Genomic DNA, 23254 nt, shown 5'->3' with positions numbered 1-23254 from the left:
CCTCAGTCCCCAGTCCCCAGTCCCCAGTCCCCACTCATGTCCTTAGCCTCCTTCTTAGCGCGTCGTTCGTTCCACTATGGCTGGCTCGTTGCGGGTTTAACATTCCTAGCCTTACTAGTTGCAGCCGGAATTCGCTCTGCTCCCGGAGTTTTTATGGTGCCTCTCGAACACGAGTTTGGCTGGAGTAGAGCAACTATATCTTTGGCAATATCCATTAACTTAGTTCTCTACGGATTAATTGGCCCTTTTGCCGCCACAGTTATGGAGCGAATCGGCATTCGCCGGATGATGGTGTTCTCACTTGCTATCATTGCCCTCGGTGTCGGTTTAACCACTTTGATGTCAGAATCTTGGCAGCTAGTCTTGCTTTGGGGTGTAGTTGTAGGTTCTGGTAGCGGAGTTATCGCCCTGGTTTTGGGGGCTATTGTTGTCAATCGCTGGTTTTTTGAAAAGCGGGGTCTAGTTCTCGGCATCTTAACTGCCAGTACAGCCACAGGACAACTGGTGTTTTTGCCCTTGCTCGCCTCAGTAGCCGATCGCTTTGGGTGGCGAACTGCGGCTCTGGCTCTGACTGGTGCAGCACTTCTAATTATTCCAGCGATCGCAGCCTTTATGCGCGATCGTCCGGCTGATGTCGGGTTGCGACCCTTTGGCGACAACAGCGAAACTGTAGAGATATCAAAGCCTAGAGCAAATTCCATCGCCTCTACCCTCAACGCCCTCTGGCTAGGAATGCATAAGCGCGATTTCTGGTTGTTATTTGGTAGCTTTTTTATCTGTGGCGCAAGCACAAATGGGTTAATTGGAACTCATCTGATTCCCGCTTGTATTGACCACGGTATCCCGGAAGTCAAGGCTGCGGGACTTTTGGCAATCATGGGACTATTCGATTTTTTTGGAACTACTATGTCCGGTTGGCTATCTGACCGATGGAATAATCGCTACTTGTTGTGCTGGTACTACGGACTACGGGGTTTGTCTTTGATTTTCTTACCCTTCAGTTTCAACTTTTCCTTCTATGGACTTTCCATTTTCGCCGTATTTTATGGACTTGATTGGATTGCTACCGTACCACCGACAGTCCGTCTTGTTGCCAATGCCTTTGGTAAAGAAAATGTCGGCGTAATGTTCGGTTGGATTGTCGCAGGACACCAGCTTGGTGCAGCCACAGCAGCATTCGGAGCCGGAGTGTTGAGAACCTGGACGGGTAGTTATTTACAAGCGTTTATTTTATCAGGCGTTCTCTGTCTAATTGCCGCAGTTTGTGTACTGCAAATTGGTCAAAGTCCCACTAAGGGCAATTCACAGCTATCTTCAGTCACACTCAATCCTTAATCTATAGCTGGTATGTACCTTGATTTCATAAAATAAATCCTTTGGTTCATAACGCTCTCGGAGTAAAAATCTATTGAGACTATTATGTTAAAATCCCTCAATATTTTCACAACTTTGGTAAAGTGTCAAAACAATTAATAGCAGAGGATGAGTAAAAATGAAAACCGAACACGAACGCGAACAATTAATTAAAGATATCAACATACTGCTAAATCAAGCTTATGACAGTACTTTAGACGAGATTTACGCTCTACTAAAACGTATAGATGATGAAGAGGATGAAGAGGATATAAAAGCTATTAGAGAAGCTAGGGAAGATAGACGCATCAATGGTACTGTGTCTTGGGACGAATATAAAGGATATGATAAAGAAACTGCGTAATGTATCAAATTGAATTTACTAAGGGTGCAACAAAACAACTAAATAAACTCCCAATCAACATTAAAAACCGCATCGATTCAAAAATTTTAACTTTAGCTATAGAACCCCGTCCTAACGGGGTTACAAAATTAAAGGATGAAGAAAATACTTATCGGATTCGAGTAGGCGAGTACCGAGTGATTTATGAAATATATGACGATATTTTGTTAATAAGTGTAGTTAAAGTAGGGCATCGCAGTCAGGTTTATGAAGACGAAAGTTGACATCCAATCAAAACTAAGAACTATCATCAACTGTTAATCCTAACAAGGAGAATTAAATTTATGGCAACAACAGCTTTGATTGTCGGTGCAGGTAGTGGGCTAAGTGCTTCTTTAGCCCGCTTATTTGCCAAAAAAGGATTCACCGTAGCTTTAGCAGCTCGTCAAATTGAAAAACTCACTCAATTAAGTAGTGAAATTGGCGCAGTTAGTTTCGCTGCTGATGTTTCCAAGCCAGATGAAGTAGAACAGTTATTTATTGATATTGATAATAAAATTGGTTCCCCGAATATTGTCATTTACAATCCCAGTTACCGAGTGCGGGGTTCTCTTGTTGATCTAGACCCTGGTGAGGTAGCAAAAACCTTAGATATAACTGCTTATGGTGGCTTTCTTGTAGCCCAAGCTGCTACCAAAAGGTTTTTGCAACTTGGTGGTGGTGCTATATTTTTTACTGGAGCCTCAGCGAGTGTTAAGGGTTATCCTCTCTCTGCTCCCTTTGCAATGGGTAAATTTGCACTGCGCGGTTTGGCTCAAAGTATTGCTAGAGAATTAGCACCAAAGAATATCCATGTGGCGCATTTTGTAATTGATGGGGCAATCCGTTCAGCAGTTCGCCAAGATCCATTAGATAATCCTGATAGTACTCTTGACCCAGATGCGATCGCCCAAACTTATCTCAGTATTCTACGCCAGCCCCGCAGTGCTTGGACTTATGAAGTAGAACTACGTCCTTGGGTAGAGAACTTCTAGCCTAGACAATTGTTACAAGGATGGTTTTGCAGGTATGAAAATTGATTTTGGTGCAACTGCTGTTGATTATGCAAAACACCGCGCTGGATTTCCCAGTTCATTATTTAACAAACTGTCTGAATATGGTATAGGTTTACCAGGGCAGAATATTGTTGACCTTGGTACAGGAACAGGAACACTAGCGCGGGGCTTTGCGGATAGGGGTGCTTATGTAATTGGCATAGACCCATCAGCATCACTTTTAGAACAAGCCAGACAGTTAAGCGAATCTGCCCAAATCAAAGTAGATTATCGAGTCGCAACTGCCGAGAATACCGAGTTACCGGACGTAAGTGCCGATGTAGTCACTGCTGGACAGTGTTGGCATTGGTTCGATCGTCCGCGTGCTGTCCAAGAAATTACTCGGATATTGAGAAAAAATGGCTCACTTGCGATCGCTCATTTTGATTGGATACCCTTAAAAGGTAATGTAGTTGAAGCAACAGAACAACTGATCGAGGCTCATAATCCCGCCTGGAATCTGGCTGGCGGTAATGGCTTACATCCCCTGTGGTTACAAGATATTGGCGAAGTTGGATTCCGAGATATCCGCACATTTTCTTACGATGTATTTGTATCTTATACACACGAAGATTGGCGGGGACGAATTCGGGCTAGTGCTGGTGTGGGAGCCAGCTTGACACCAGAAAAAGTAGAAGTATTTGACCAAGAATTGGCAAAATTACTTGAATCAAAATATCCTACACCAATCCTTCAGGTTCACCATAGAGTTTGGGCAGCGATCGCCAAAGCACCAGAATCTAATTCGTAATTACGTACAAAACAATCACATAATTTTAGGAAAAATAACCATGATCGATCTTTATTATTGGGCAACCCCAAACGGTCATAAAATCACGATTTTTTTGGAAGAAGTCGGCTTGCAATATACCATAATTCCTGTGAATATTGGCGCTGGGGATCAATTTAAGCCCGAATTTCTCAAGATTTCTCCTAACAATCGGATGCCTGCGATCGTCGATCGCGAACCGGTAGATGGAGGTGCGCCAATTTCGGTATTTGAGTCTGGGGCAATCTTGCTATATTTAGCTGAAAAAACCGGGAAATTAATCCCGCAAGATTTACGCCAACGCACTCAAGTTTTAGAATGGTTGTTCTGGCAAATGGGCGGGCTGGGGCCTATGGCGGGGCAAAATCATCACTTTAGCACTTACGCTCCCGAAAAAATTGAATATGCTATTAAGCGTTATGTGAATGAAACGGGACGCTTATATGCAGTACTGAATAAGCAACTAGCAGATAGAGAATTTGTGGCTGGCGATTATTCCATCGCCGATATTGCTGCTTATCCCTGGATTGTGGCCCATGAGATCCAAAGTCAGAATCTAGAAGATTTTCCGCACCTCAAGCGGTGGTTTGAGACAATTAAAGCTCGTTCAGCAACAATTCGCGCCTACGAGAAAGCCGAAGCATTCAAAACTCAAGCGCTCGATCCAGAGAAGTTACGAGATTTGTTATTTAACCAATCGGCGAAAACTATTCAACCTTGAGCCTAATGAAATTGTCTTATGGGTATGGCAGGAGGCTTGATGTCTATCAGCTTCTTAGCGATCGCATTTTTCCAAAACTGGATGCTGTTTGTTTTATTGTGGTTGGTATAGTGATCGCTCTGCCCTGTGTTTGGTTAGTCAAGCAGAAGCAATACAGCACTTGACTTGAATAGTTGTAATTCAAGACTCCCCGCTTCCTCCGAAGTTCCGATCCTGCTAGAATGCATCGATGTCAAAAAAGCAACATCCCTTAAACAAAAAACCCGGTTGGTCTTTGGATGAGCGAGATCCAAAGTTCATAGAATCTGTAATGCCTCTATTGGGCTTTTTCTATCAGTACTATTTCCAAGTTAAAACTAGTGGCTGGGAGAATGTTCCCCACCAAGAAAAAGTCCTGTTTGTTGGTTCGCACAATGGCGGACTCTCATCTCCCGATATGGCGATGGTCATATACGACTGGTTCAGACGATTTGGTGTAGAACAACCCGTTTATGGTTTGATGCATCCCAAGGCTTGGCAGGTTAGCACACCACTAGCGCAACTGGTCGCCAAGGCTGGAGCAATCATTGCTCATCCGAAAATGGCTTACACTGCCTTGCATTCTGGAGCGAGTGTGCTAGTTTATCCAGGTGGAGCCGAAGATGTCTTCCGTCCGCATTATTTGCGTAACAAAATCTACTTTGCGGGGCGGCAAGGATTTATTAAGTTAGCGTTGCGAGAAAATGTGCCGATTGTGCCTGTGATTTCCTGGGGCGCTCACGATACGCTGATTATATTGGCTGATTGCTACAAAATTATGCAGCAACTCCACGAATGGGGAATGCCTTGGTTGCTTGGGATCGATCCAGAAGTTTTTCCGATCTATCTTGGGCTACCTTGGGGATTAGCAATTGGCCCCTTGCCCAACATTCCATTACCTGTACCCATGTACACGCGGGTTTGTCCGCCAATTGTATTTCAACGCTACGGTCGAGAAGCAGCTAGCGATCGCCACTATGTTGATGAATGTTATGAATTAGTTGTTAGTCAGATGCAGCAAGAGTTAGATGACTTAGTGGAGCGAACTGCTAAGACCAATTCTCTACAATGATAGATATTAATAATTTAGCTGGTTGACATCCACCCCGCCGTGAACGGTCGGGGATTCCTAAGACTCACGACTTAGGTTTCTGTTTCTTACCATTGCTGGTTTTTCGCAACTGCCCTTTAGACTCAAATCTATCGGGTCTTATGTTCGCTCCACAGACTGAAACTGCGAGTCCCGCAGCCAAAATGTTCTTAGCAGCATTGATATCTCTATCGTGATGTGTACTGCATTTTGGGCAATCCCACTCTCTGACATTTAAAGGCAACTTCTCAACGATGTAACCACAGTGCCCACAACGCTTAGAACTAGGAAACCATCGGTCAATCTTGACAAAAGTATGACCATACCAATCGCACTTAATATTCAAGTTGTCTGACTAATTCCGACCATCTAGCATCACTAATGGAGAGAGCGAGTTTTTTATTTTTCACCATATTCTTCACAGCCAAGTTCTCAACAGCAATCGTTTGGTTTTCAGGTACCAATCGAGTTGTCAACTTGTGAAGAAAATCATTTCGTGCATCACTTATTTCGGCATGGATCTTGGCTACTTTAAGCCGAGCCTTATGGCGATTATTAGAACCTTTCTGCTTACGACTTAATGCTTTTTGTGCTTTACGCAATTTAGCTTTTTTTGTCTTAAATCCCTTTGGATTAGCAATCTTATCACCTGTACTTAAGGCAACTAAAGTGGCGATCCCTAAATCAATGCCAATAGAGCTAGTAGATTCAGGTAATCTTTCGATTTCTACATCTACTAATATTGAAACATTCCAGCGCCCACAGGGTGAAAGTTTTACTGTAATTGTGGATGGTTGGGCACCTTGGGGTAGTTGTCTACTCCAACGAATAGCCAATGGTGTAGGACTTTTAGCAAGAAATATTTGCCCATCTCTAAACTTAAAAGCTGCCTTGGTAAATTCCGCATTGCCGCCGTTATGCTTTTTCTTAAAATTCGGGTATTTTCCCGTCCCGCGAAAAAATTACTGAATGCTGTTTGTAAATGTCTCAATCCTTGCTGTAATGGCACACTGCTAACTTCATTCAGAAATTGCAAGTCTTCTTGCCTTTTCCAATTAGTCAGCATTGTTGAAGTTTTTTCGTATCCGACTCGTTCGCTTCGTTCGTACCATGCTTCTGTCCTTGCAGCAAGAGCGCGGTTGTAAACTAATCGAGCGCAACCCATCGTTCTTCTAAGCAATATTTCTTGCTCAGAAGTTGGATAGAATCGGTACTTAAAACTGCATTGTGTCATCCTTACATTATATCAGATATTCTGTAAGAATAAAGCCGCCCTACAACGGCAGGGTTTTAAACCCATTTTTTTGATAAGACAGAAGCCTCACACCATAATCTTCAATTTGGTGTGAGATGAATGGCGCGTTAATTGCGGTGCGGTAGGTGAACTATGTTTTACGAGAGAGCCTACCAGCACCGCAAATAAATTTAGTTGCTCTAAAACCCTTTTGGCCAGGGGAATTCCAGAATTTTTCTCCCTCTGCCCCCAGCAAGAACTGCTCCCCTGCCTCTTCAGTCAGAGCGATCGCCACAGTGAATCTGAATCAAGATGGTAGATTTTCGTACAACTTGGGTAATCTAAAAGCAGACATCGCCTAAGTGCATCAGGAATTTACTTTTGCTTTGTTCGGTGAATGCGGTATTGCAATCACTCGCACTCATCTAATTAAAATCAGGAGCTAGTAAAGCATAAATGAGCCTACTGTTAAAACATCTTTTAGCAGCCAACAATAGACTCCCTAATCGTTACAAAAAACTACTAAGTGGCCTTGCTCTATCACTGTGCTACCTGAGTTCTGGCATCCAATCTGCTCAGGCTGAAGGTAGCCGCACTCTGTATCCCAGTAGTGCTTCTGCCAGCAGTAGCAGAGCTAACCTAGAATGGCGGACTGATACTTATGGCGGTCTTGTACTGCGGCGAACGTTGCTAAAAGTTTATGCTAATAAAGATGAGTATATTCTTTTGGGTTCCAGCGCAGTTGGCGTAAATAATGGTAATGTCCGCGTTTACAACCCCGGTCGTGTCAGTGGAAGTATTGGCAGTGAAACTGTTCCTAACACACCAGATTTTGTGTGTACTTCTCAAGCTGGAAGAGGGGTTATCTCAACTCGCCAACAGGAGTTAAATGGCCCCCGTGCTATTTCTGGTGGAGGTAATCCCAACGGCTATATTCCCTGTTACTACCAAGCTCCATCTACTGGAATTTATGACATCGTTTTCTATGGGCCTGATGGCGGTAGCTCTTCAGCTAATGGCGCTCCTACTGGTGAAGTGAATTTGAGTAATGGGAACAACTTTAATGCTCAACAAGGAACCAGTGTTGCAGCTTGGGATGTAACGGTACGCAGCAGCGATCAAACTTCAACAACCGACTTAAACGGACGCTTATTCAGCTACTATCTAGCTCTATTTACTGGTAATAACGGTCGATATCTCAACTTCCCCGTTTATCCAGTAACTACAGATGGCTACCGATATAAAGTAGAACTCAGAGGCACAGATCCGAATGGATTCGTTCTCTATGGTAATCAAACTGGCTTCTTTGACAGTGACGGGAAATCACCTCTCTACCACGACATATTAGGGGCCGATAGTCAACTGGCAAATCCCCAAGGTGGTGTCAGCTTGGCTCGTCCCCAATATGCTACCTTTTTCAACTCCATCGACACCAACGTACTTTCATCCGTTGAACGTTACAAACCAGATGGCACTTTAGACGGAATTGGTATTCCCCTTAGCCCAATTATTCCTGTTGTCAGTAACTTACAATTCAACGGCACAGTTACAGGAAATAATAGTTCATTCGGCACTGGTGGTGCTTTATCCTTTGGCAGCAACGTCACAGGTACTTACGAACTCATTATCAGCCGAGACGGCACTAATTTCGATCCCGCTAACTCGCAAAATCGTCTTTTGCGAGGGATTATGACCATAACGGGACAGCAAACGGTTAGTTGGGATGGTAAAGACAACAGTGGCAATTTTTTCCCAGTTGGTAGTAATTACAAAGTCAGTGTCAGAACCTTTGGAGGTGAATATCACTTTCCCCTGCTAGATGCGGAAAATAATTTTACTGGTGGCCCTACCATTACAATGCTGAATGCCACTAATCCCATAGGCAACACCAGAGCATTTTATGACGATCGCGGTTATAAAACCATAGGTGGTACTCAAATCGGTACTTCTGGTCAAGTACTATGTGGTGCTAATCCACCAAACCCAACCTTCAGCGACCCGATTAATGGTTTTGACACCGCCAGCAATGACCGGAAATTTGGTCAAAGTACTCTCAGTAATAATAACGGTGGTAACGCCGGCACATCATGTAATGGCTCTTTTGGAGATACCAAAGGGCTGGATTTATGGACTTATTATCCTGGTCAAACTCAACCAACTCCATTAAACATTATTGATATAGTTTCACCGAATGTCGGCAAAGTCATAATCAACGAAGTTTTGTATAGCGAAACGGGTACTGCTACTAACACTAACGATGAGTTTATTGAACTGTATAATCCTTCTGCATCACCTGTAGATTTGAGTGGTTTTAAGTTAGCAGACGGACATCTCACTGCTAATGATAATGATAGTACTAACGGCTTTACTTATACATTTCCTAACGGCACAACCTTACAAGCTGGACAATATGCTGTAATTTGGATTGGGGATAACAACGCCAACCATCAAGCAACAGCAGCAGCTTTTCAAGCTTGGTTGGGACAGACTCCCAAACTCAACAACTCTGGTGATGATATTTGGTTGTACGATAATCAGAATAAAATTATTGACTACATTGCTTATGGCGGCGGTAGTGAGGTGAATACACCTCCTGCAAGTGTTCTCAATCTTTGGGACAACACCTATCAATCTTCTTTGGCTGGGGCTAATGTGGGACAATCTATCAGCTTGACCCCCAATGGTAAAGATACTAATGTCAGTGCTTGCTGGGAAGCAAGTACCAGTGGGAACGCTAGCACACGATGTCCAAACTACTTACCAACTAGAGACACTGATACTATAGGTAGTCGTGTTACCAGTGTTGGAGAAAATAATAACGGTGCTACTGCTGCTAATGCAAAACTTCTGTTAGTTAAACGCATCACCCGCATCAATAACCAAGATATCACCGACATTGTAGATGGTCGCAGTGATGTTGCTGTTACTGCTGCCAATTATGTCCCGGAACCATTCGCCTCTGATGATAACTATGTGACATGGCCTGCTGGCTATCTGCGGGGATTAATTAATGCTGGGACTGTCAAACCAGGAGATGAGTTGGAATACACTATCTACTTTCTCTCCAAAGGCCCAAGTGATGCTACTAATGTTAAATTTTGCGACCTGGTTCCTAGCAGTACTACTTTTATTCCCACTGCGTTTAATGGTAATACTCCTGGTGATGGTGGCTTAACAGTAGCAGATCGAGGTATTGCCCTTGCTCTTGGTTCTAGCAATCCCACTGTTTACCTCACTAATATAGACGACGCAAGCGATCGCGGGCGCTTTTATGCTGTCAACGATCCAACCCCATCATACTGCGGTACTAACACCAACGGGGCTGTGGTGGTGAATATCACACGGAGTCCAGATTTACCCAAGTTAGTCAAAGATTTTTACGGCTTTGTTCGCTTCCGCGCCAAGGTGAAATAAGTAGGGCGGTGTAATTAAAGATAACTGGCTAGGGCTGTCATTTTTCATTAGTAAGAGTTTCAAGCCTATTTACATTTCGTAAGATAGTTTGGTTTATTTTCACCGACTTACTAGAGTGAAAGTTATGAGTTATGGTGTTGCTGAATCATGGGATGATTTTGTCTGATACGGAACGACTTTTGAATGAAATATGCAACGCCTGAATTTTTAACTTCTAACTATTTCCCTACCCGCCGCTAACTGGTGGAATCAGCACCACTTCATCACCATCTTGTAGTAGAGTATCTGGTTCGACAAATATTAAATTAATGCCAAAACGGGTGATGTCTCGCCATTGAGAGAGTTCGGGGTGTTCAGCTATGAGGCGATCGCATACTGATTTGACTGGCATATTATTGGGAAATTCCAGCACCAATTCCGAAACCCTAAAGGCTTCTTGATAAGCAGCGAACAGTTTGACGGTAACGGTAATTGCAGATTTAGACATACAACATGCTTTGGCAGTACCAGCAAGTAGTTTAATACTTGACAAGCACCCTGAACTCTTGGGCTTTATTATACATTACTAAGTATATTATTTCACAAACTCATAGCGAAAATTGCCCGATCGAGAAGAATTCAGCTTTAGTTAAGCGACTGGGTGATGAATAGAGGTTACAGAGCAAGCAGATTTATCCGTCCAGAAGAAGGAATATTAGCATCATAAAAGTCATGCAGGTATTTACAATGTCAATCTTTCTATATTAAAAAAGCTATTGCGATGATTGCGAATATCCTCTATATTTTCTCCAGGGTTAGCATTAGACTTAACTATAGACAATAAAAAACGAGAACCTATTATTCGTAATTCATTTGGTATTACATGAGTTGGTATATCAAAAATCCATCCTGTTCCTGCCCATGCAGTATTTTCTGACCTTTCCCAGATTACCTTTGTGTATCCGCAATCCAAATGAAAAATTACTCTTAGAGTACTCCAAGAAAGAAAATGCCCAATTGTCGTTGCGAGCGAAGCGAAGCAATCGCAGCCCTTGGGATTGCTTCGCTTCGCTCGCAACGACGGGTTTTGGATCATTTATTTTTTGGAACACTCTTACGTTTCTCTGGCTAACAAAAATCTTTCATTCATTAAAATAATTATGTAAATATATTTTTAAAAGGGCGGGCAAGATGCCCACCCCACAATAATTACAAACTTTATACCTGTTAAAAAATGCCCAAATTCCTTAGCATCTGCCGCATTATAACCCATCGCATTTTTAGTCCAGCGTCCTTAAAGCTAACGATCGACAAGTATTTTTACTTTTTATCCCTTGAATAATCTGATTTTCATGAAACACTAGGATCTTCAGCAGTTTTAATCTCTTTCAATAGTCGTTCGACTTGGTTAACTTTTTCGGCTCTATTCTGTGCTTTGAAGATATTTAAAGCTTTTTCTAGAGAAGATAGTGCCTCGTCTTTTTTATTTGTTTGCCACAATACCAGCGCAAAATTAGTCAGAGCTTCGCCATAATTAGGATTGATTTCTAGAGCTTTTTTATATTCAGTCATGGCTTCTTCCCAGCGACTTTGGCTAGCGTAAACCATACCGATCGCATTGTAAGCTAGAGCATATTTTGACTGGAGGCGAATGGCTTCTTGATAAGAGCTAATTGCTTCGTCTGGTTTCTTTTGCCGAAAAAGCACATTTCCCAGTTGAAAGTGTCCAAAGGCATCATCTGGGAATTTTTTAATGAATTTGCGTAAATTTTCTTCTGCACCTGTTAAGTCTCCCTGATTAAATAAAGCATTGGCTTGTTGCAGCAGTTGCGATCGCTCTGCCGATCCTGTGTCTGAAGACTGTGCTAGTTTTTGTGGTTGTCTCTGTACATCCGGTTCAGGCGAATGCAGATAAACTTTTCCAGAAACTGCTAATGCTAATGGTGATAAACCAATTACAGTTATCACACTCAGCGTTATGCCGCTAAATGATTGAACAAATGCTGATTTCAGTTTGCGCTTTACCTTCATCGCCCTGAATGCCTCAATAATGTTCTTATCTCCATAATAAAATGTGAGTGCGTTAGTAGGGGAACATAACAACTGTGCGCCCCTACAAGGTCATTTCAAATTATTTACGTACCTTCTCGCAATTTATCCAATACGCTTCTATCTTCTAATGTCGAAGTATCACCAGATACCTCTTGTCCAGCAGCGAGATTCCGCAATAAGCGCCGCATAATCTTACCCGATCGCGTTTTGGGCAAAGCGTCTGTAAAGCGAATTTCTCCCGGACGGGCGATCGCACCAATTTCTTTGACGACGTGCTGCTTAAGTTCTTTACTCAGTTCCTCACTCCCCTGATAAGTGCCTTCTAAAGTCACAAAAGCAACTACTTCTTCACCTTTGAGTTCATCAGGTTTACCCACTACCGCCGCTTCTGCAACGGCTGGATGAGAAACTAAAGCTGATTCTACTTCCATTGTACCAAGGCGATGTCCTGATACATTCAGTACGTCATCAACACGACCCATTACCCAGAAGTAGCCATCTTCATCGCGTCTAGCGCCATCACCCGCAAAGTAAGTATAGTTACCATCTTGGGGCGGAATATGTTCCCAATAGGTGCGGCGGAAGCGTTCTGGATCGCCGTAGACTGTCCGCATCATTCCCGGCCAAGGATGACGCACCGCCAGATAACCGCCTTCATTATTGGGTACGGTGTTTCCTTCCAAATCTACGACATCTGCAATAATTCCAGGGAAGGGAAGAGTTGCGGAACCTGGTTTTGTGGGGATTGCTCCTGGTAGCGGTGTAATCATGATACCGCCTGTTTCCGTTTGCCACCAAGTATCAACAATTGGACAGCGATCGCCACCAATTACTTTCTGATACCACATCCACGCTTCGGGGTTAATGGGTTCGCCGACGGTTCCTAACAAACGCAATGAAGATAAGTTTCGCGCATTGGGATGGTGTTCGCCCATCTTAATAAATGCCCGAATTGCCGTAGGTGCAGTATAAAAAATATTAACACCGTATTTTTCAATTACATCCCAGAAACAGCCAGGATTAGACGCACGGGGCGCACCTTCATACATTACAGTGGTTGCCCCGTTGGAAAGGGGCCCGTAGACAATGTAACTGTGTCCCGTAATCCAACCTACATCTGCGGTACACCAATATACATCTGTATCTTGCAGGTCGAATATCCACTTGGTAGTGATATGGGTATACAAATTATAACCCGCAGTTGTATGCACTACGCCCTTCGGTTTACCGGTGCTACCAGAAGTGTAGAGGACAAATAGCATATCTTCGCTGTCCATCGGTTCTGCGGGACAATCGGCTGATACTCCTTTTTGTAAATCATGCCACCAACGATCGCGTCCGCCCAACTGCATATCAGTTTCTTGTCCGGTGCGCTTGACAACTAGGACATTTTCGACGCTGGGAACAGCACCATCAGCTAAAGCTTTATCTACCTGTGCCTTGAGAGGAACGATCGCATCTTTGCGCCAACCACCATCAGCCGTGACTACTAATTTAGCTTGAGCGTCAATTAAGCGATCGCGCAAAGCTTCGGCACTAAAACCACCAAATACTACGCTGTGGGGTGCGCCAATTCGGGCACAGGCTAACATTGCGATCGCAGCTTCGGGAATCATTGGCATATAGATTCCAACGCGATCGCCTTTTTGGACACCCAGTTGCTTCAACACATTCGCAAACTGACAAACTTCGCGGTGCAGTTGGGCGTAAGTCAGGGTACGGGAATCACCCGGTTCACCTTCCCAAATCAAGGCTGCTTTATTTTTGCGCCAGGTAGTGAGATGTCTGTCAAGGCAGTTGTAAGAAATATTCATCTTACCGCCAACAAACCATTTAGCAAAAGGTGGTTGCCAGTCTAGCACCGTATCCCATTTTTGGAACCATTCTAATTCTGTTGTCGCCAAATCTGCCCAAAATTGCTGCGGATCGGCTTTGGCTTTATCATAAAGACGCTTGTAGTCGTCCAAGCTTTTGATATGGGCGTTCTGCGAGAATTCATTAGGAGGATGGAAGAGGCGGTTCTCTTGGAGGATTGATTCGATATTTGGTTCAGACATGGTTAGTTATGAGTGCGATCGCTATTATTACTAAAAACTATTTTTAGCTCAGTTGTGCTAGATGGTGTTTAGATTTTCGTTAAGCTAGGTGGAAATTGCCGAGTTATATAGCTTACATTGATTTTCAGCTAGTAAAAGCAAGCGCTCAAGAAATATAAAGACGTTACATTGCAGCCTATCTACTGCGAATGTTGCAAAATATAAGTAGTCTTGACAAATAACGCCTGAAACTATGACGCTCACCGTCGAAGCTAGCAGTCTATCTCTCAACGATGTTCATCGTCTTCTCAAACTAGAAGAACTTTCATCTGGTTCATTTACAGATTTTTTAAATTTAGAACCGTTGACAGAGTTTGAACAGGAGGATTTATTGCGAATTAGAAACGACTTCCATCGTTATCTCAAGCTTGGTAAAATCTCTGAAGGTTTAGTCAAATTTTTAACAATTGCGCCACTAATGCGGTTAGCAGGGTTTTATGATGTGCCGATTCGGTTAACAATGGAAGATAGCATTGCGATCGCAGTTGAAGATGAAGACAGAAGAATTACCGGACGGATGGATATTTTAGCAATCAATAGTTTTCAAAGTAATATTGCACCGCCTTTTTGGGTTGTAGTGATTGAAACGAAAAATAGTGCGATTGAAGTGGGTGAGGGTTTACCTCAATTACTCACTTATGCTTTTAAAAGTTTAGATCAACAAACATCTGTTTGGGGACTGGCAACTAACGGATTGCGTTATCAATTTATTCATTTAAGACGTGATGAGCAGCCAATTTATCAGTTAATGCCATTATTAAGTTTAAACGAATCTCCAGATGCAATTGAGTTATTGCAAGTTTTCAAAGCCATCTGTAAGTTACCAGATTTTCAGTAGATAAATTGCGGAGCGATCGCTAATGTCTGAACCTGCTACTTTAGAATTAATCTCTGATAATATTTCAGAGGAGGAAGTAATTTTTCCTCCTGGCGATATACTGAGTGACGAACCACCCTTGGAAAGCGATTTACACCGCGACCAAATTGATTTGCTGATTCGCATCCTAAAATTATGGTGGCGAGAAAGGCAAGATTTCTATGCGTCTGGCAACTTGACGGTTTATTATAGTCCTAACCAGAAAAAATCAGAATATTTTCGTGGCCCAGACTTTTTTGTAGTTTTGGGAACCCAGAAAAAAGACCGTAAGAGTTGGGTAGTTTGGCAAGAAGACGGAAAATACCCGAATCTGATTGTGGAAATTCTGTCAAGTTCAACGACAGCAGTTGATAAAGGTTTAAAAAAACAAGTTTATCAAGATACCTTCCGTACACCAGATTATTTCTGGTTTGACCCTGTAACAATGGAACTTCAGGGATTTCATTTAGTTGATGGGAAGTATCAAGAAATCCAAGTAACTACTGATGGACGTTTGTGGAGTCAGCAGTTAGAACTTTATTTGGGAGTTTATGAAGGTAAATTAAGATTCTTCACTACTGAAAATCAATTAATATTATCATCAGAAGAGTTAGCTGAACAAGAACGTTTACGTGCTGAACAGGCAGAAAAACGCGCCCAACAAGCAGAGCAAGAACTTGCTCAATTGAGGGAGGTATTACGCACACAGGGCATCGACTTAGAGAATATTTAATGACATCAGGAAATTAATTGAGTACACTTTCAAGTTAAGATTTAGTGATTAGTGTGTAAAAAAGCATTATTTTCTGAAAGTAGGGCATCGTTTGCAAGCAACAGAGATTAAGGATAAGCTAAAGTCCCTTACCCTGCAAGCCTCCTCGGTAGATGAGAATTTGGCGAGAAGATTAGAGGAAATCAATCGTTGGGTAAAGAATATCAAGCCAGGTTCACTGACTGCAAAACCATTTGTGATTGCATTTCTCTTAGAGGTAATTACGGATTCTACCATTTGGCTGATAATCAAATCCTTACCTTCGGAAGAAGAACAGAAAGCAAAGTTTGAGTTGATGACACCGATTGAGAGATATTGGTATGGTTATCTATTTCCTAGATGGATTAATGCAAGTGACTCCAAGTTTTATATTTGGAAACAAAAATTGATGTCAGGTGAATTTAATCAGGTTGATGATGATATCATTAAATCAATAGCCCAAGATGTTGTTAGTCGAGAAGGTAGTTTTTGGCAGCGTTATATCGCCGACCTATCGATGGCAACAGACCTAATTGTTAGTAATCGTAACAATCAACCGCTTTGCGTTCAAGTTACCAGTGTCTCTGAAGAACTTAATTACCAAAAGTACCAAGCTTGGCAAAATACACTGCGATCGTGGGAAATAGAGAGAGGATTGTTCTTAAGTTACAATCCCAAGGATGCCAATTTTGTCAACCAGTTAGTCAACGTGGCCCTGTATAACAGTGATTACCTTTCTGGTGGCAAATATTTAAAATTTTCGTGAACTTTAAGGAATTTGATATTCCAGATTTGTGTTCAGCCTACATACTTACGTGCTAATTAGAGCTTTTATGGCTAACAAAAGAGAAACTCACTGCAACAATCAAGTGGATACATTTGCTGAAGCTTTAGCAACAGCGCGACAAATGCAGCAGAACTGGCTAACTTACGGAGTTGATTTTGTAAATTTTTACGTTGAAGATGTAGATGGAGACTGGCTAGAAACGTGGGGACATGACGAAATTTTAGGTAATTCTCAATTAGATGTTATCAAAGAATTTTTGGTAAGTCATGATAGTGTAGCTGTGAAAGTAAGAGAGCATTTAGGCGAGCGATCGCTATTTGATTTTGCAGTAAACTTAGAAGAATCTTGGAGAATTTCTGAAACCAATGACAGATTATCTGCTATAAGACACTTGCTAGCTGGTGAAGGAAACAGTATTGATACAGATGATATTAGGTTATTGGAATTAGCAAATATTCTGCTGGTAAAGTTAGCAGAGATTTTGTGAAATTTAGAATTAAATTGCAGTAAATTGCTTCTAGAGGCTATTTACATTTATTCTTGACGTTGAAGGATTCATAAGATAGTTTGAGGATTCGCTGCAAACGTTAAATATTTTCTTATAGATGCTGAAGCAATTGTTACTCACGTTAAAACTTTGGTTAATAACGTTGAAAGTTTTCGCTTACGGCATAGAATCGCACTTTCACCAGAGAAACTGGATTAGCCTTTCATTCTCTTGAATCTAAACATCTGTTATTGTATCCATCAGTGAAGATGTCGCTGCATAAGGTAAGATATTTTGGAACCGATAACAGCTAGTGCGTATTAATCACGAGTCAGTTGCGGAATCTAGGTTTAAATGTCACAGAAATAAGTAGCTGTAGGGTGTGTTACGGTTTCCGTAACGCACCATTTCAGGCTTTCAGTTACGCTAACGCAGTAAAAGCAATAACACACTCTACATTTTTTCAACGTCCAAAGAGTGGTTTAGCATCAAAAACTACTTTTATCAAAATAGCTTTACCAATAAAAGTTAAATAAAAGTTTCCATTTTGGGAATTATAGACCTACTGAAGCTCATGCAAGTAGGTCAAAAGCATTGATTAGTGAAACTGCTAAACTATTGTACCCCTCGATAGAGAAATTAGTTAAAGAAATTGTGGCGGTTAACCACGCTTGGAAAGTAGCTCGTGAATTATTTGGAGAAGATTCACCCCTATCTATTTCTTCACGAGATTTAAAAACCTGTTTGCAGGTGCGTTTGTTGCGAAGCCATGCACCAGAACAGGTTTATTTAATTGAGGATAAACAATCAGAAGGTGAACCAGTTTACAGCTTATGTCTCCGAGAACCTATAGGAAAACGCCTGTATGCAGAACATCTGCCAATGCGGATAGCTGAAAAAGTTCTTACGGATAAAGAATTAAAGCAATTCAAAAAATAACCAAGATAAACAAGAGGGGTGCAGCGTGGAAATCGCAAAAGTTTGGAACATTATTTGGCATAACGAATTTTTTCATTGGGCAGTTGCTTTTGTATTGATAGTTGCAATTATTGTCGAGCTTTGCACATTATGGCAGTATTGGCTTTCAGAGTGTGGGACAACTCAAGCCGCAATTAAATTTTTGAATAATTTTAAAAAGGGTAAAAATGTAAAGCTTTCAAATAAAGTTCGCCCCTGGTTAAAAGATCATCTAGGAACTGATGACTCTAGTAGATTTAGACAGCAAGATGGTAACTTCATACTTATAAAGTATCCATCTGTTTTAGCCCACCCAATACCTCGTAGTTCCCTACGCTTCGTCACAACCTTGTGTACTGCCATTGGTCTTTTAGGAACATTTTATGGTATACAACGATGCACCAAAACGAGTAGTAATTGGTAATGTTGTGGGACAGATGAAAAGCAACAATATCAATGTCAAAGTCAACACAAATTGCCATAGGGTATCAAATCCAAGGTGATGTTGATCTATTAGAAGATGATGGTAGCGACCCGACAGAGGTTTGTATATTTGATTTTGGCGAGTGGTTTGTAGTCGAATTCTTTCGTGGAAGAGGTAGTGAGACGCGCCTGTTTATGAAAAACTCCAGAAATCAGCAAATCCTTTTTGGTGAATCCACACTTTCAGTCAAACGCATTCGCTGTCTGGGTGGCGATAAGCACGATCATGAATTTCTTTGGCAATTCTTTTGCCGCCAATGGCTTGCAAATAAGGGAATTAACCCAAACCCAGGTACTGAAACTTACAGAAACCCGACAGCAGATCAATTACAACAGCGAGAAAACAGGCTTGGGCGGTGGAAAAGAGAAATTGAATATCTGGAACGGCAAGATCGAGTCTATGTGTGATGTTAGGAATTTTTATATAGGAATCATATTTGATTTATGAAAAAATCTAAGCTTGAAATGGTGCGTTACGCTTCGCTAACACACCCTACGTATATTTCAAAAACCAAATACTAGTCCTATAGAGACTGATGGTGTCATAACCTGAAGTTTTGAGAAAACGAGGAAGACGAACTGGTAACTGAGCATCGACAAGAAATTTCATGAGGCAATTCGATGAATGCTTTTGACTTGGCTGAGTCGAACGGCAAATAACAAGACAGCTAAAATATCTTTAGATTCTAAATCGTCATAATCTTTCAATATTTCCTCAGTAGTCATGCCAGAACTGAGCAGTTCCAAAATAAACTCAACTGGATAACGAAGTCCTCGAATGCAGGGTTTACCGTGGCAGATATTTGGATTATGAGTGATGCGTTGTAGAAGTGTGTTATCCATAAACTCTTACCATATTTTTGTTATCATCTTCTAATTCTAGATGCGAACTGACAGCAGTCCATTGCGATCGCACTAAACTAAATGTTAAAACCTTGGGTGTATTGACTTATACGCAAATTACCCCACTCGCATGACGATCGCATCCATTCTACCCTCTTCAAAATGCACCACAACCACGTTAAGCTGGATTAGAGTAGCAATTTATTGCGCTTTTTAACATGAAAACCTCTCTTCTTGTCAAATTTTAATTTTTTCTGCTTGAGAAACCCGGAATGCTAGACCAAATTTTTAATTACCTCGACTTTCATTTCAGCGTTGAAGCCCCAATAGTTCTGCTGATTCTGGTGGTTTTAGAGGCGCTGTTATCTGCCGATAATGCCATCGCTCTCGCTGCGATCGCAAGGGGGTTGGAAGACAAGGAACTAGAGCGTAAAGCCCTCAACTTTGGTTTAGTCGTTGCTTATGTGCTGCGAATCACCCTGATTCTCACTGCCACTTGGGTGCAACAATTCTGGCAATTTGAATTATTGGGCGCTGCTTATCTGCTGTGGTTGGTATTTCAACACTTTACCTCTCAAGAAAGTGAAGGCGATCACCATCACGGGCCGCGTTTTAATTCATTGTTGCAAGCGATACCTGTGATTGCATTTACAGATTTGGCATTTTCTTTAGATAGCGTGACAACTGCGATCGCAGTTTCTCAAGAAAAATGGCTAGTGCTGACGGGTGCAACAATTGGGATTATTACGCTGCGATTCATGGCGGGATTGTTTATCCGTTGGCTAGACGAATATGAAAACCTGGAAGACGCAGGGTATGTAACTGTAGCGTTAGTGGGCTTGCGGCTGTTGTTGAAAGTGGTGAACGATAGTTTAGTTCCACCAGAATGGATCATGATTGCTGCCATCTTCCTGATTTTAGGTTGGGGATTTTCTAAGCGTGTTAGCACAGAAGTGCCCGAATTAGAACCAGAAAAGAGCGAAATCTCTAAATAAAAATAGCAGGGAGCAGGGGGCAGGGGAAATAACTAAATTCCTAGTCCCCAGTCCCCAGTCCCTAATGCCTTACTCGTGCAACCAAGGGGTTATGTGTGGTTGCCAATTGACTAATTCTTCATCTTTAAACCATAGAGCTATTTCCTGTTGTGCGGTTTGTGGAGCATCAGAACCGTGGATCAAGTTGCGACCAATATTGATGCCGAAATCACCGCGAATCGTTCCTGGCTCGGATGTTAAGGGGTTTGTAGCACCAATAATCTTTCTGGCAGATGCAACAACACCATCACCTTCCCATACCATCGCCACCACTGGGCTAGAAGTGATAAATTCCACTAGACTAGCAAAAAATGGACGTTCTCGGTGAACACCATAGTGTTGTTCAGCCAGTTCCTTACTGACTTTTAGGAACTTTAAACCAACTAGGGTAAAACCTTTGGTTTCAAAGCGACGGATAATTTCCCCCACTAATCCCCGTTGTACTCCATCTGGCTTAATTGCTAAGAATGTACGTTCCATTGCCATCTCCCAAAGCTTAATTTTTATTTTGTCATTAGTCATTTGTCCTTTGTCCTTTGTCATTTGTCCAAGGATAAGGGTTTTGCACTCTTGACCAGTGACCAATGACCAATGACCAATGACCAATGACCAATGACCAATGACCAATGACCAATGACCAATGACCAATGACCAATGACCAATGACCAATGACCAATGACCAATGACCAATGACCAATGACCAATGACCAGTGACCAATGACCAATGACTAATGACCAATGACTCTTGACCAATCAGAGTTTATCTTAGAAATTATCTTTGGGTACATATACGTTCCCAAATGAATGCGTTAAATTGTTAAGTCGTGGGCGAAAAACAGAGGTTAGGAAGAAATGGGTGTTGAGTCAACTGCTACATCTGACGAGGTGGTACAAGTACCGTCCAATGGACAAAAATCTGAAGTGAAAAATCATAAACAAAAGAAACTTTTACCACCAACTACTACCACAGGAACTTTACCTCGCTCCTGGAAAATTGAGGATAGCGAAGAATTATACCGCATTGAAGGTTGGGGACAACCCTATTTTTCCATTAGCGCTGCTGGTCACGTCACCGTGTCACCCAAGGGCGATCGCGGTGGTTCTCTTGACTTGTTTGAATTGGTTAACTCCATGAAACAGCGTAACTTGGGACTTCCGATGTTGATTCGCTTTTCCGATATTTTGGAAGACCGGATTGAGCGGTTGAATGCTTGTTTTGCCAAAGCGATCGCCCGCTACAACTACCCTGGTGTCTACCGAGGTGTGTTTCCTGTCAAATGCAACCAAGAACGGCATTTGATTGAAGATTTAGTTAAGTTTGGCAAACCCCATCAATTTGGCTTAGAAGCTGGTTCCAAGCCAGAATTAATGATTGCTCTGGCTGTCCTCGATACACCAGGAGCATTGTTAATTTGCAACGGCTACAAAGACCGAGAATACATCGAAACGGCAATGTTAGCCCAGAGATTAGGGCAAACACCAGTCATCGTCTTAGAACAGATTGAAGAGGTTGATTTGGTAATTGATGCCAATCGTCAGTTAGGTATTAAGCCGATATTAGGTGTTCGTGCTAAACTCAGTACCCAAGGTATGGGACGTTGGGGAGCCTCTAGTGGCGATCGCGCTAAATTTGGTTTGACAATGCCGGAAGTCATTGAGGCTGTAGATAAATTACGAGAAGCAAACTTGCTCGATTCTTTGCAGTTGATGCACTTCCACATCGGCTCACAAATCTCTGCCATTAATGTAATTAAAGATGCCATCCAAGAAGCCAGCCGCATTTATGTGGAATTGGCCATGCTAGGGGCGGATATGAAATACCTTGATGTAGGTGGCGGCTTGGGCGTAGATTATGATGGCTCCCAAACCAACTTCTATGCATCGAAAAATTACAACATGCAGAACTATGCCAACGACATTGTGGCAGAGTTAAAAGATACCTGTGCCGAACGTGAAATTACCGTACCAACACTGATTAGTGAAAGTGGACGAGCGATCGCTTCCCATCAGTCGGTGCTGATTTTTGATGTTCTTAGTACCAGCGATGTCCCCCTTGATTCACCAGAACCTCCACAAGAGGGAGAATCCCCAATAATTAATTACCTTTGGGAAAGCTACCAATCCATCAACCAAGAGAATTATCAAGAGTTGTATCACGACGCAGCCCAATTCAAAGAAGAAGCCATCAGCCGCTTCAACTTAGGAATTTTACGCCTCAGAGAACGAGCCAAAGCCGAACGGCTCTACTGGGCTTGTTGCCAGAAAATTTTAAACATAACTAGACAGCAAGAATACGTACCAGATGAACTCGAAGACCTTGAGAAAATCATGGCTTCCATCTACTACGTTAATATGTCAGTGTTTCAATCAGCACCAGATTGCTGGGCGATCGACCAGCTATTCCCCATCATGCCAATTCACCGTTTGGCTGAAGAACCAACACGGCGGGGAATTTTAGCAGACCTCACCTGCGATAGTGATGGTAAAATCGACCGATTTATTGACCTGCGCGATGTCAAATCGGTTTTAGAACTACATACTTACAAGCCCGGAGAACCCTATTATTTAGGGATGTTCTTGAATGGAGCTTATCAAGAAATCATGGGGAATTTGCACAACCTATTTGGAGATACCAACGCCGTTCACATCCAATTAACGCCCAAAGGCTACCAGATTGAACACGTTGTCAAAGGTGACACCATGAGCGAAGTAGTAAGCTACGTTCAGTATGACTCCGAAGACATGGTAGAAAACATCCGCCAGCGTTGCGAGAAAGCATTAGAAGAAAAACGTATCACCCTAGCAGAATCCCAGCGATTACTGCAAACCTACGAGCAGAGTCTCCAAAGATACACATATCTAAATAGTTAGGACTGGGGACTGGGGACTGGGG

Annotated in this window: 24 protein-coding genes and 2 pseudogenes; 18 read left to right on the top strand and 8 right to left on the bottom strand. The window is 42.3% G+C overall.

The annotated features are described in order from the left end of the window. From CDG79_RS30215 to CDG79_RS30185, 7 genes are all read left to right on the top strand, one after another. Nucleotides 1-1335: MFS transporter (locus CDG79_RS30215; protein ID WP_223278418.1), on the top strand; the 1335-nt coding region annotated here is incomplete at its 5' end. 157 nt (nucleotides 1336-1492) lie between these two features. Further along, a complete protein-coding gene (locus CDG79_RS30210) occupies nucleotides 1493-1717 on the top strand; it encodes a hypothetical protein (RefSeq protein ID WP_094345408.1) in 225 nt (74 codons plus the stop codon). Beyond that, the gene (locus CDG79_RS30205) at nucleotides 1717-1980 is read left to right on the top strand and encodes a type II toxin-antitoxin system RelE family toxin (RefSeq protein ID WP_094345407.1); all 264 of its coding nucleotides are present in this window, start codon (nucleotides 1717-1719) and stop codon (nucleotides 1978-1980) included. The genes CDG79_RS30210 and CDG79_RS30205 overlap by 1 nt, the downstream gene beginning before the upstream one ends. Before the next feature lie 60 nt (nucleotides 1981-2040). Beyond that, nucleotides 2041-2730 carry an SDR family NAD(P)-dependent oxidoreductase gene (locus CDG79_RS30200; RefSeq protein ID WP_094345406.1) on the top strand — a complete coding sequence of 230 codons (690 nt, stop codon included), beginning with the start codon at nucleotides 2041-2043 and terminating at the stop codon, nucleotides 2728-2730. Nucleotides 2731-2764: 34 nt separating this feature from the next. Next, nucleotides 2765-3541 carry a class I SAM-dependent methyltransferase gene (locus tag CDG79_RS30195; RefSeq protein WP_094345405.1) on the top strand — a complete coding sequence of 259 codons (777 nt, stop codon included), beginning with the start codon at nucleotides 2765-2767 and terminating at the stop codon, nucleotides 3539-3541. A gap of 40 nt (nucleotides 3542-3581) precedes the next feature. Then, nucleotides 3582-4280, top strand: coding sequence for a glutathione binding-like protein (locus CDG79_RS30190; protein WP_094345404.1), 699 nt, complete (start codon nucleotides 3582-3584; stop codon nucleotides 4278-4280). A 229-nt stretch (nucleotides 4281-4509) separates the two neighbouring features. Continuing rightward, complete coding sequence (locus CDG79_RS30185) at nucleotides 4510-5370, top strand: lysophospholipid acyltransferase family protein (protein WP_094345403.1); 861 nt, start codon at nucleotides 4510-4512, stop codon at nucleotides 5368-5370. Nucleotides 5371-5434: 64 nt separating this feature from the next. On the opposite strand, the gene CDG79_RS44200 is transcribed toward CDG79_RS30185, so the two are convergent. From CDG79_RS44200 to CDG79_RS45220, 3 genes and pseudogenes are all read right to left on the bottom strand, one after another. Next, nucleotides 5435-5734, bottom strand: coding sequence for a zinc ribbon domain-containing protein (locus tag CDG79_RS44200; protein ID WP_223278417.1), 300 nt, complete (start codon nucleotides 5732-5734; stop codon nucleotides 5435-5437). After that, a pseudogene (locus CDG79_RS44195) lies at nucleotides 5724-6287 on the bottom strand (RNA-guided endonuclease InsQ/TnpB family protein); the annotation flags it as partial. The pseudogene CDG79_RS44195 and the gene CDG79_RS44200, both read right to left, overlap by 11 nt. A 212-nt stretch (nucleotides 6288-6499) precedes the next feature. After that, a pseudogene (locus CDG79_RS45220) lies at nucleotides 6500-6622 on the bottom strand (helix-turn-helix domain-containing protein); the annotation flags it as partial. 146 nt (nucleotides 6623-6768) lie between these two features. Between CDG79_RS45220 and CDG79_RS41505 the strand changes: the two are divergent. Both CDG79_RS41505 and CDG79_RS44185 read left to right on the top strand, forming a co-directional pair. Next, nucleotides 6769-6984 (top strand): hypothetical protein, encoded by a 216-nt coding sequence (locus CDG79_RS41505; protein ID WP_143855617.1) that lies wholly within the window; start codon nucleotides 6769-6771, stop codon nucleotides 6982-6984. Nucleotides 6985-7078: 94 nt separating this feature from the next. Continuing rightward, nucleotides 7079-10036 (top strand): lamin tail domain-containing protein, encoded by a 2958-nt coding sequence (locus tag CDG79_RS44185; protein ID WP_223278414.1) that lies wholly within the window; start codon nucleotides 7079-7081, stop codon nucleotides 10034-10036. Between the two features lie 226 nt (nucleotides 10037-10262). On the opposite strand, the gene CDG79_RS30170 is transcribed toward CDG79_RS44185, so the two are convergent. The 3 genes from CDG79_RS30170 to acs all read right to left on the bottom strand — a co-directional run bounded on the left by CDG79_RS30170 (nucleotide 10263) and on the right by acs (nucleotide 14124). Further along, nucleotides 10263-10523: a MoaD/ThiS family protein gene (locus CDG79_RS30170; RefSeq protein ID WP_094345402.1), complete on the bottom strand. Its 261-nt coding sequence runs from the start codon at nucleotides 10521-10523 to the stop codon at nucleotides 10263-10265. Nucleotides 10524-11365: 842 nt separating this feature from the next. Beyond that, a complete protein-coding gene (locus CDG79_RS30165; protein WP_094345401.1) occupies nucleotides 11366-12046 on the bottom strand; it encodes a tetratricopeptide repeat protein in 681 nt (226 codons plus the stop codon). 104 nt (nucleotides 12047-12150) lie between these two features. Beyond that, the gene (gene acs / locus CDG79_RS30160) at nucleotides 12151-14124 is read right to left on the bottom strand and encodes an acetate--CoA ligase (protein WP_094345400.1); all 1974 of its coding nucleotides are present in this window, start codon (nucleotides 14122-14124) and stop codon (nucleotides 12151-12153) included. Between the two features lie 232 nt (nucleotides 14125-14356). Between acs and CDG79_RS30155 the strand changes: the two genes are divergently transcribed. The 7 genes from CDG79_RS30155 to CDG79_RS30125 all read left to right on the top strand — a co-directional run bounded on the left by CDG79_RS30155 (nucleotide 14357) and on the right by CDG79_RS30125 (nucleotide 18892). Further along, the gene (locus CDG79_RS30155) at nucleotides 14357-15001 is read left to right on the top strand and encodes a restriction endonuclease subunit R (RefSeq protein WP_094345399.1); all 645 of its coding nucleotides are present in this window, start codon (nucleotides 14357-14359) and stop codon (nucleotides 14999-15001) included. Nucleotides 15002-15023: 22 nt separating this feature from the next. Then, nucleotides 15024-15752, top strand: coding sequence for a Uma2 family endonuclease (locus CDG79_RS30150; protein ID WP_094345398.1), 729 nt, complete (start codon nucleotides 15024-15026; stop codon nucleotides 15750-15752). Between the two features lie 91 nt (nucleotides 15753-15843). Then, entirely contained in the window at nucleotides 15844-16536 is a 693-nt protein-coding gene (locus tag CDG79_RS30145) for a hypothetical protein (protein WP_189525188.1), read from the top strand. A 67-nt stretch (nucleotides 16537-16603) separates the two neighbouring features. After that, nucleotides 16604-17044 carry a hypothetical protein gene (locus tag CDG79_RS30140; protein WP_094345396.1) on the top strand — a complete coding sequence of 147 codons (441 nt, stop codon included), beginning with the start codon at nucleotides 16604-16606 and terminating at the stop codon, nucleotides 17042-17044. 594 nt (nucleotides 17045-17638) lie between these two features. Further along, on the top strand, nucleotides 17639-17983 hold the full coding sequence (locus tag CDG79_RS30135) for a hypothetical protein (protein WP_189525187.1): 345 nt from the start codon (nucleotides 17639-17641) through the stop codon (nucleotides 17981-17983). A 25-nt stretch (nucleotides 17984-18008) separates the two neighbouring features. After that, nucleotides 18009-18425, top strand: a complete 417-nt coding sequence (locus CDG79_RS30130; RefSeq protein ID WP_094345395.1) for a hypothetical protein — start codon at nucleotides 18009-18011, stop codon at nucleotides 18423-18425. A gap of 32 nt (nucleotides 18426-18457) precedes the next feature. Further along, nucleotides 18458-18892 carry an EH signature domain-containing protein gene (locus CDG79_RS30125; RefSeq protein ID WP_094345394.1) on the top strand — a complete coding sequence of 145 codons (435 nt, stop codon included), beginning with the start codon at nucleotides 18458-18460 and terminating at the stop codon, nucleotides 18890-18892. 198 nt (nucleotides 18893-19090) lie between these two features. Here the strand turns inward: CDG79_RS30125 and CDG79_RS30120 are convergent, their stop codons facing one another. Then, nucleotides 19091-19327 (bottom strand): DUF433 domain-containing protein, encoded by a 237-nt coding sequence (locus CDG79_RS30120; protein WP_094345393.1) that lies wholly within the window; start codon nucleotides 19325-19327, stop codon nucleotides 19091-19093. Between the two features lie 272 nt (nucleotides 19328-19599). Between CDG79_RS30120 and CDG79_RS30115 the strand changes: the two genes are divergently transcribed. After that, nucleotides 19600-20322 carry a TerC family protein gene (locus tag CDG79_RS30115; RefSeq protein ID WP_094345392.1) on the top strand — a complete coding sequence of 241 codons (723 nt, stop codon included), beginning with the start codon at nucleotides 19600-19602 and terminating at the stop codon, nucleotides 20320-20322. A 69-nt stretch (nucleotides 20323-20391) separates the two neighbouring features. Here the strand turns inward: CDG79_RS30115 and ndk are convergent, their stop codons facing one another. Further along, nucleotides 20392-20841: a nucleoside-diphosphate kinase gene (ndk, locus tag CDG79_RS30110; RefSeq protein WP_094345410.1), complete on the bottom strand. Its 450-nt coding sequence runs from the start codon at nucleotides 20839-20841 to the stop codon at nucleotides 20392-20394. A 372-nt stretch (nucleotides 20842-21213) separates the two neighbouring features. Between ndk and speA the strand changes: the two genes are divergently transcribed. Then, nucleotides 21214-23232: a biosynthetic arginine decarboxylase gene (speA, locus tag CDG79_RS30105; RefSeq protein ID WP_094345391.1), complete on the top strand. Its 2019-nt coding sequence runs from the start codon at nucleotides 21214-21216 to the stop codon at nucleotides 23230-23232. The last annotated feature ends 22 nt before the right edge of the window (nucleotides 23233-23254 follow it).

Origin of the sequence: Nostoc sp. 'Peltigera membranacea cyanobiont' 232, from assembly GCF_002245985.1 — a bacterium.
Taxonomy (GTDB): domain Bacteria; phylum Cyanobacteriota; class Cyanobacteriia; order Cyanobacteriales; family Nostocaceae; genus Nostoc.
Note: the sequence above shows the minus strand (reverse complement) of the source record. Positions and strands in the feature narration are given on the sequence as shown.

Excerpts from the sequence above, each read along its gene's own strand:
- CDG79_RS30205 (WP_094345407.1), top strand. The coding sequence starts at position 1,717 with ATGTATCAAATTGAATTTACTAAGGGTGCAACAAAACAACTAAATAAA.
- ndk (WP_094345410.1), bottom strand. The coding sequence starts at position 20,841 with ATGGAACGTACATTCTTAGCAATTAAGCCAGATGGAGTACAACGGGGA.
- CDG79_RS30150 (WP_094345398.1), top strand. The coding sequence starts at position 15,024 with ATGTCTGAACCTGCTACTTTAGAATTAATCTCTGATAATATTTCAGAG.
- CDG79_RS30190 (WP_094345404.1), top strand. The coding sequence starts at position 3,582 with ATGATCGATCTTTATTATTGGGCAACCCCAAACGGTCATAAAATCACG.
- CDG79_RS30170 (WP_094345402.1), bottom strand. The coding sequence starts at position 10,523 with ATGTCTAAATCTGCAATTACCGTTACCGTCAAACTGTTCGCTGCTTAT.
- CDG79_RS30140 (WP_094345396.1), top strand. The coding sequence starts at position 16,604 with ATGGCTAACAAAAGAGAAACTCACTGCAACAATCAAGTGGATACATTT.
- speA (WP_094345391.1), top strand. The coding sequence starts at position 21,214 with ATGGGTGTTGAGTCAACTGCTACATCTGACGAGGTGGTACAAGTACCG.
- CDG79_RS30115 (WP_094345392.1), top strand. The coding sequence starts at position 19,600 with ATGCTAGACCAAATTTTTAATTACCTCGACTTTCATTTCAGCGTTGAA.
- CDG79_RS30120 (WP_094345393.1), bottom strand. The coding sequence starts at position 19,327 with ATGGATAACACACTTCTACAACGCATCACTCATAATCCAAATATCTGC.
- CDG79_RS30195 (WP_094345405.1), top strand. The coding sequence starts at position 2,765 with ATGAAAATTGATTTTGGTGCAACTGCTGTTGATTATGCAAAACACCGC.
- CDG79_RS30155 (WP_094345399.1), top strand. The coding sequence starts at position 14,357 with ATGACGCTCACCGTCGAAGCTAGCAGTCTATCTCTCAACGATGTTCAT.
- CDG79_RS30185 (WP_094345403.1), top strand. The coding sequence starts at position 4,510 with ATGTCAAAAAAGCAACATCCCTTAAACAAAAAACCCGGTTGGTCTTTG.
- CDG79_RS44185 (WP_223278414.1), top strand. The coding sequence starts at position 7,079 with ATGAGCCTACTGTTAAAACATCTTTTAGCAGCCAACAATAGACTCCCT.
- CDG79_RS30200 (WP_094345406.1), top strand. The coding sequence starts at position 2,041 with ATGGCAACAACAGCTTTGATTGTCGGTGCAGGTAGTGGGCTAAGTGCT.
- CDG79_RS30125 (WP_094345394.1), top strand. The coding sequence starts at position 18,458 with ATGTCAAAGTCAACACAAATTGCCATAGGGTATCAAATCCAAGGTGAT.
- acs (WP_094345400.1), bottom strand. The coding sequence starts at position 14,124 with ATGTCTGAACCAAATATCGAATCAATCCTCCAAGAGAACCGCCTCTTC.
- CDG79_RS30165 (WP_094345401.1), bottom strand. The coding sequence starts at position 12,046 with ATGAAGGTAAAGCGCAAACTGAAATCAGCATTTGTTCAATCATTTAGC.
- CDG79_RS30210 (WP_094345408.1), top strand. The coding sequence starts at position 1,493 with ATGAAAACCGAACACGAACGCGAACAATTAATTAAAGATATCAACATA.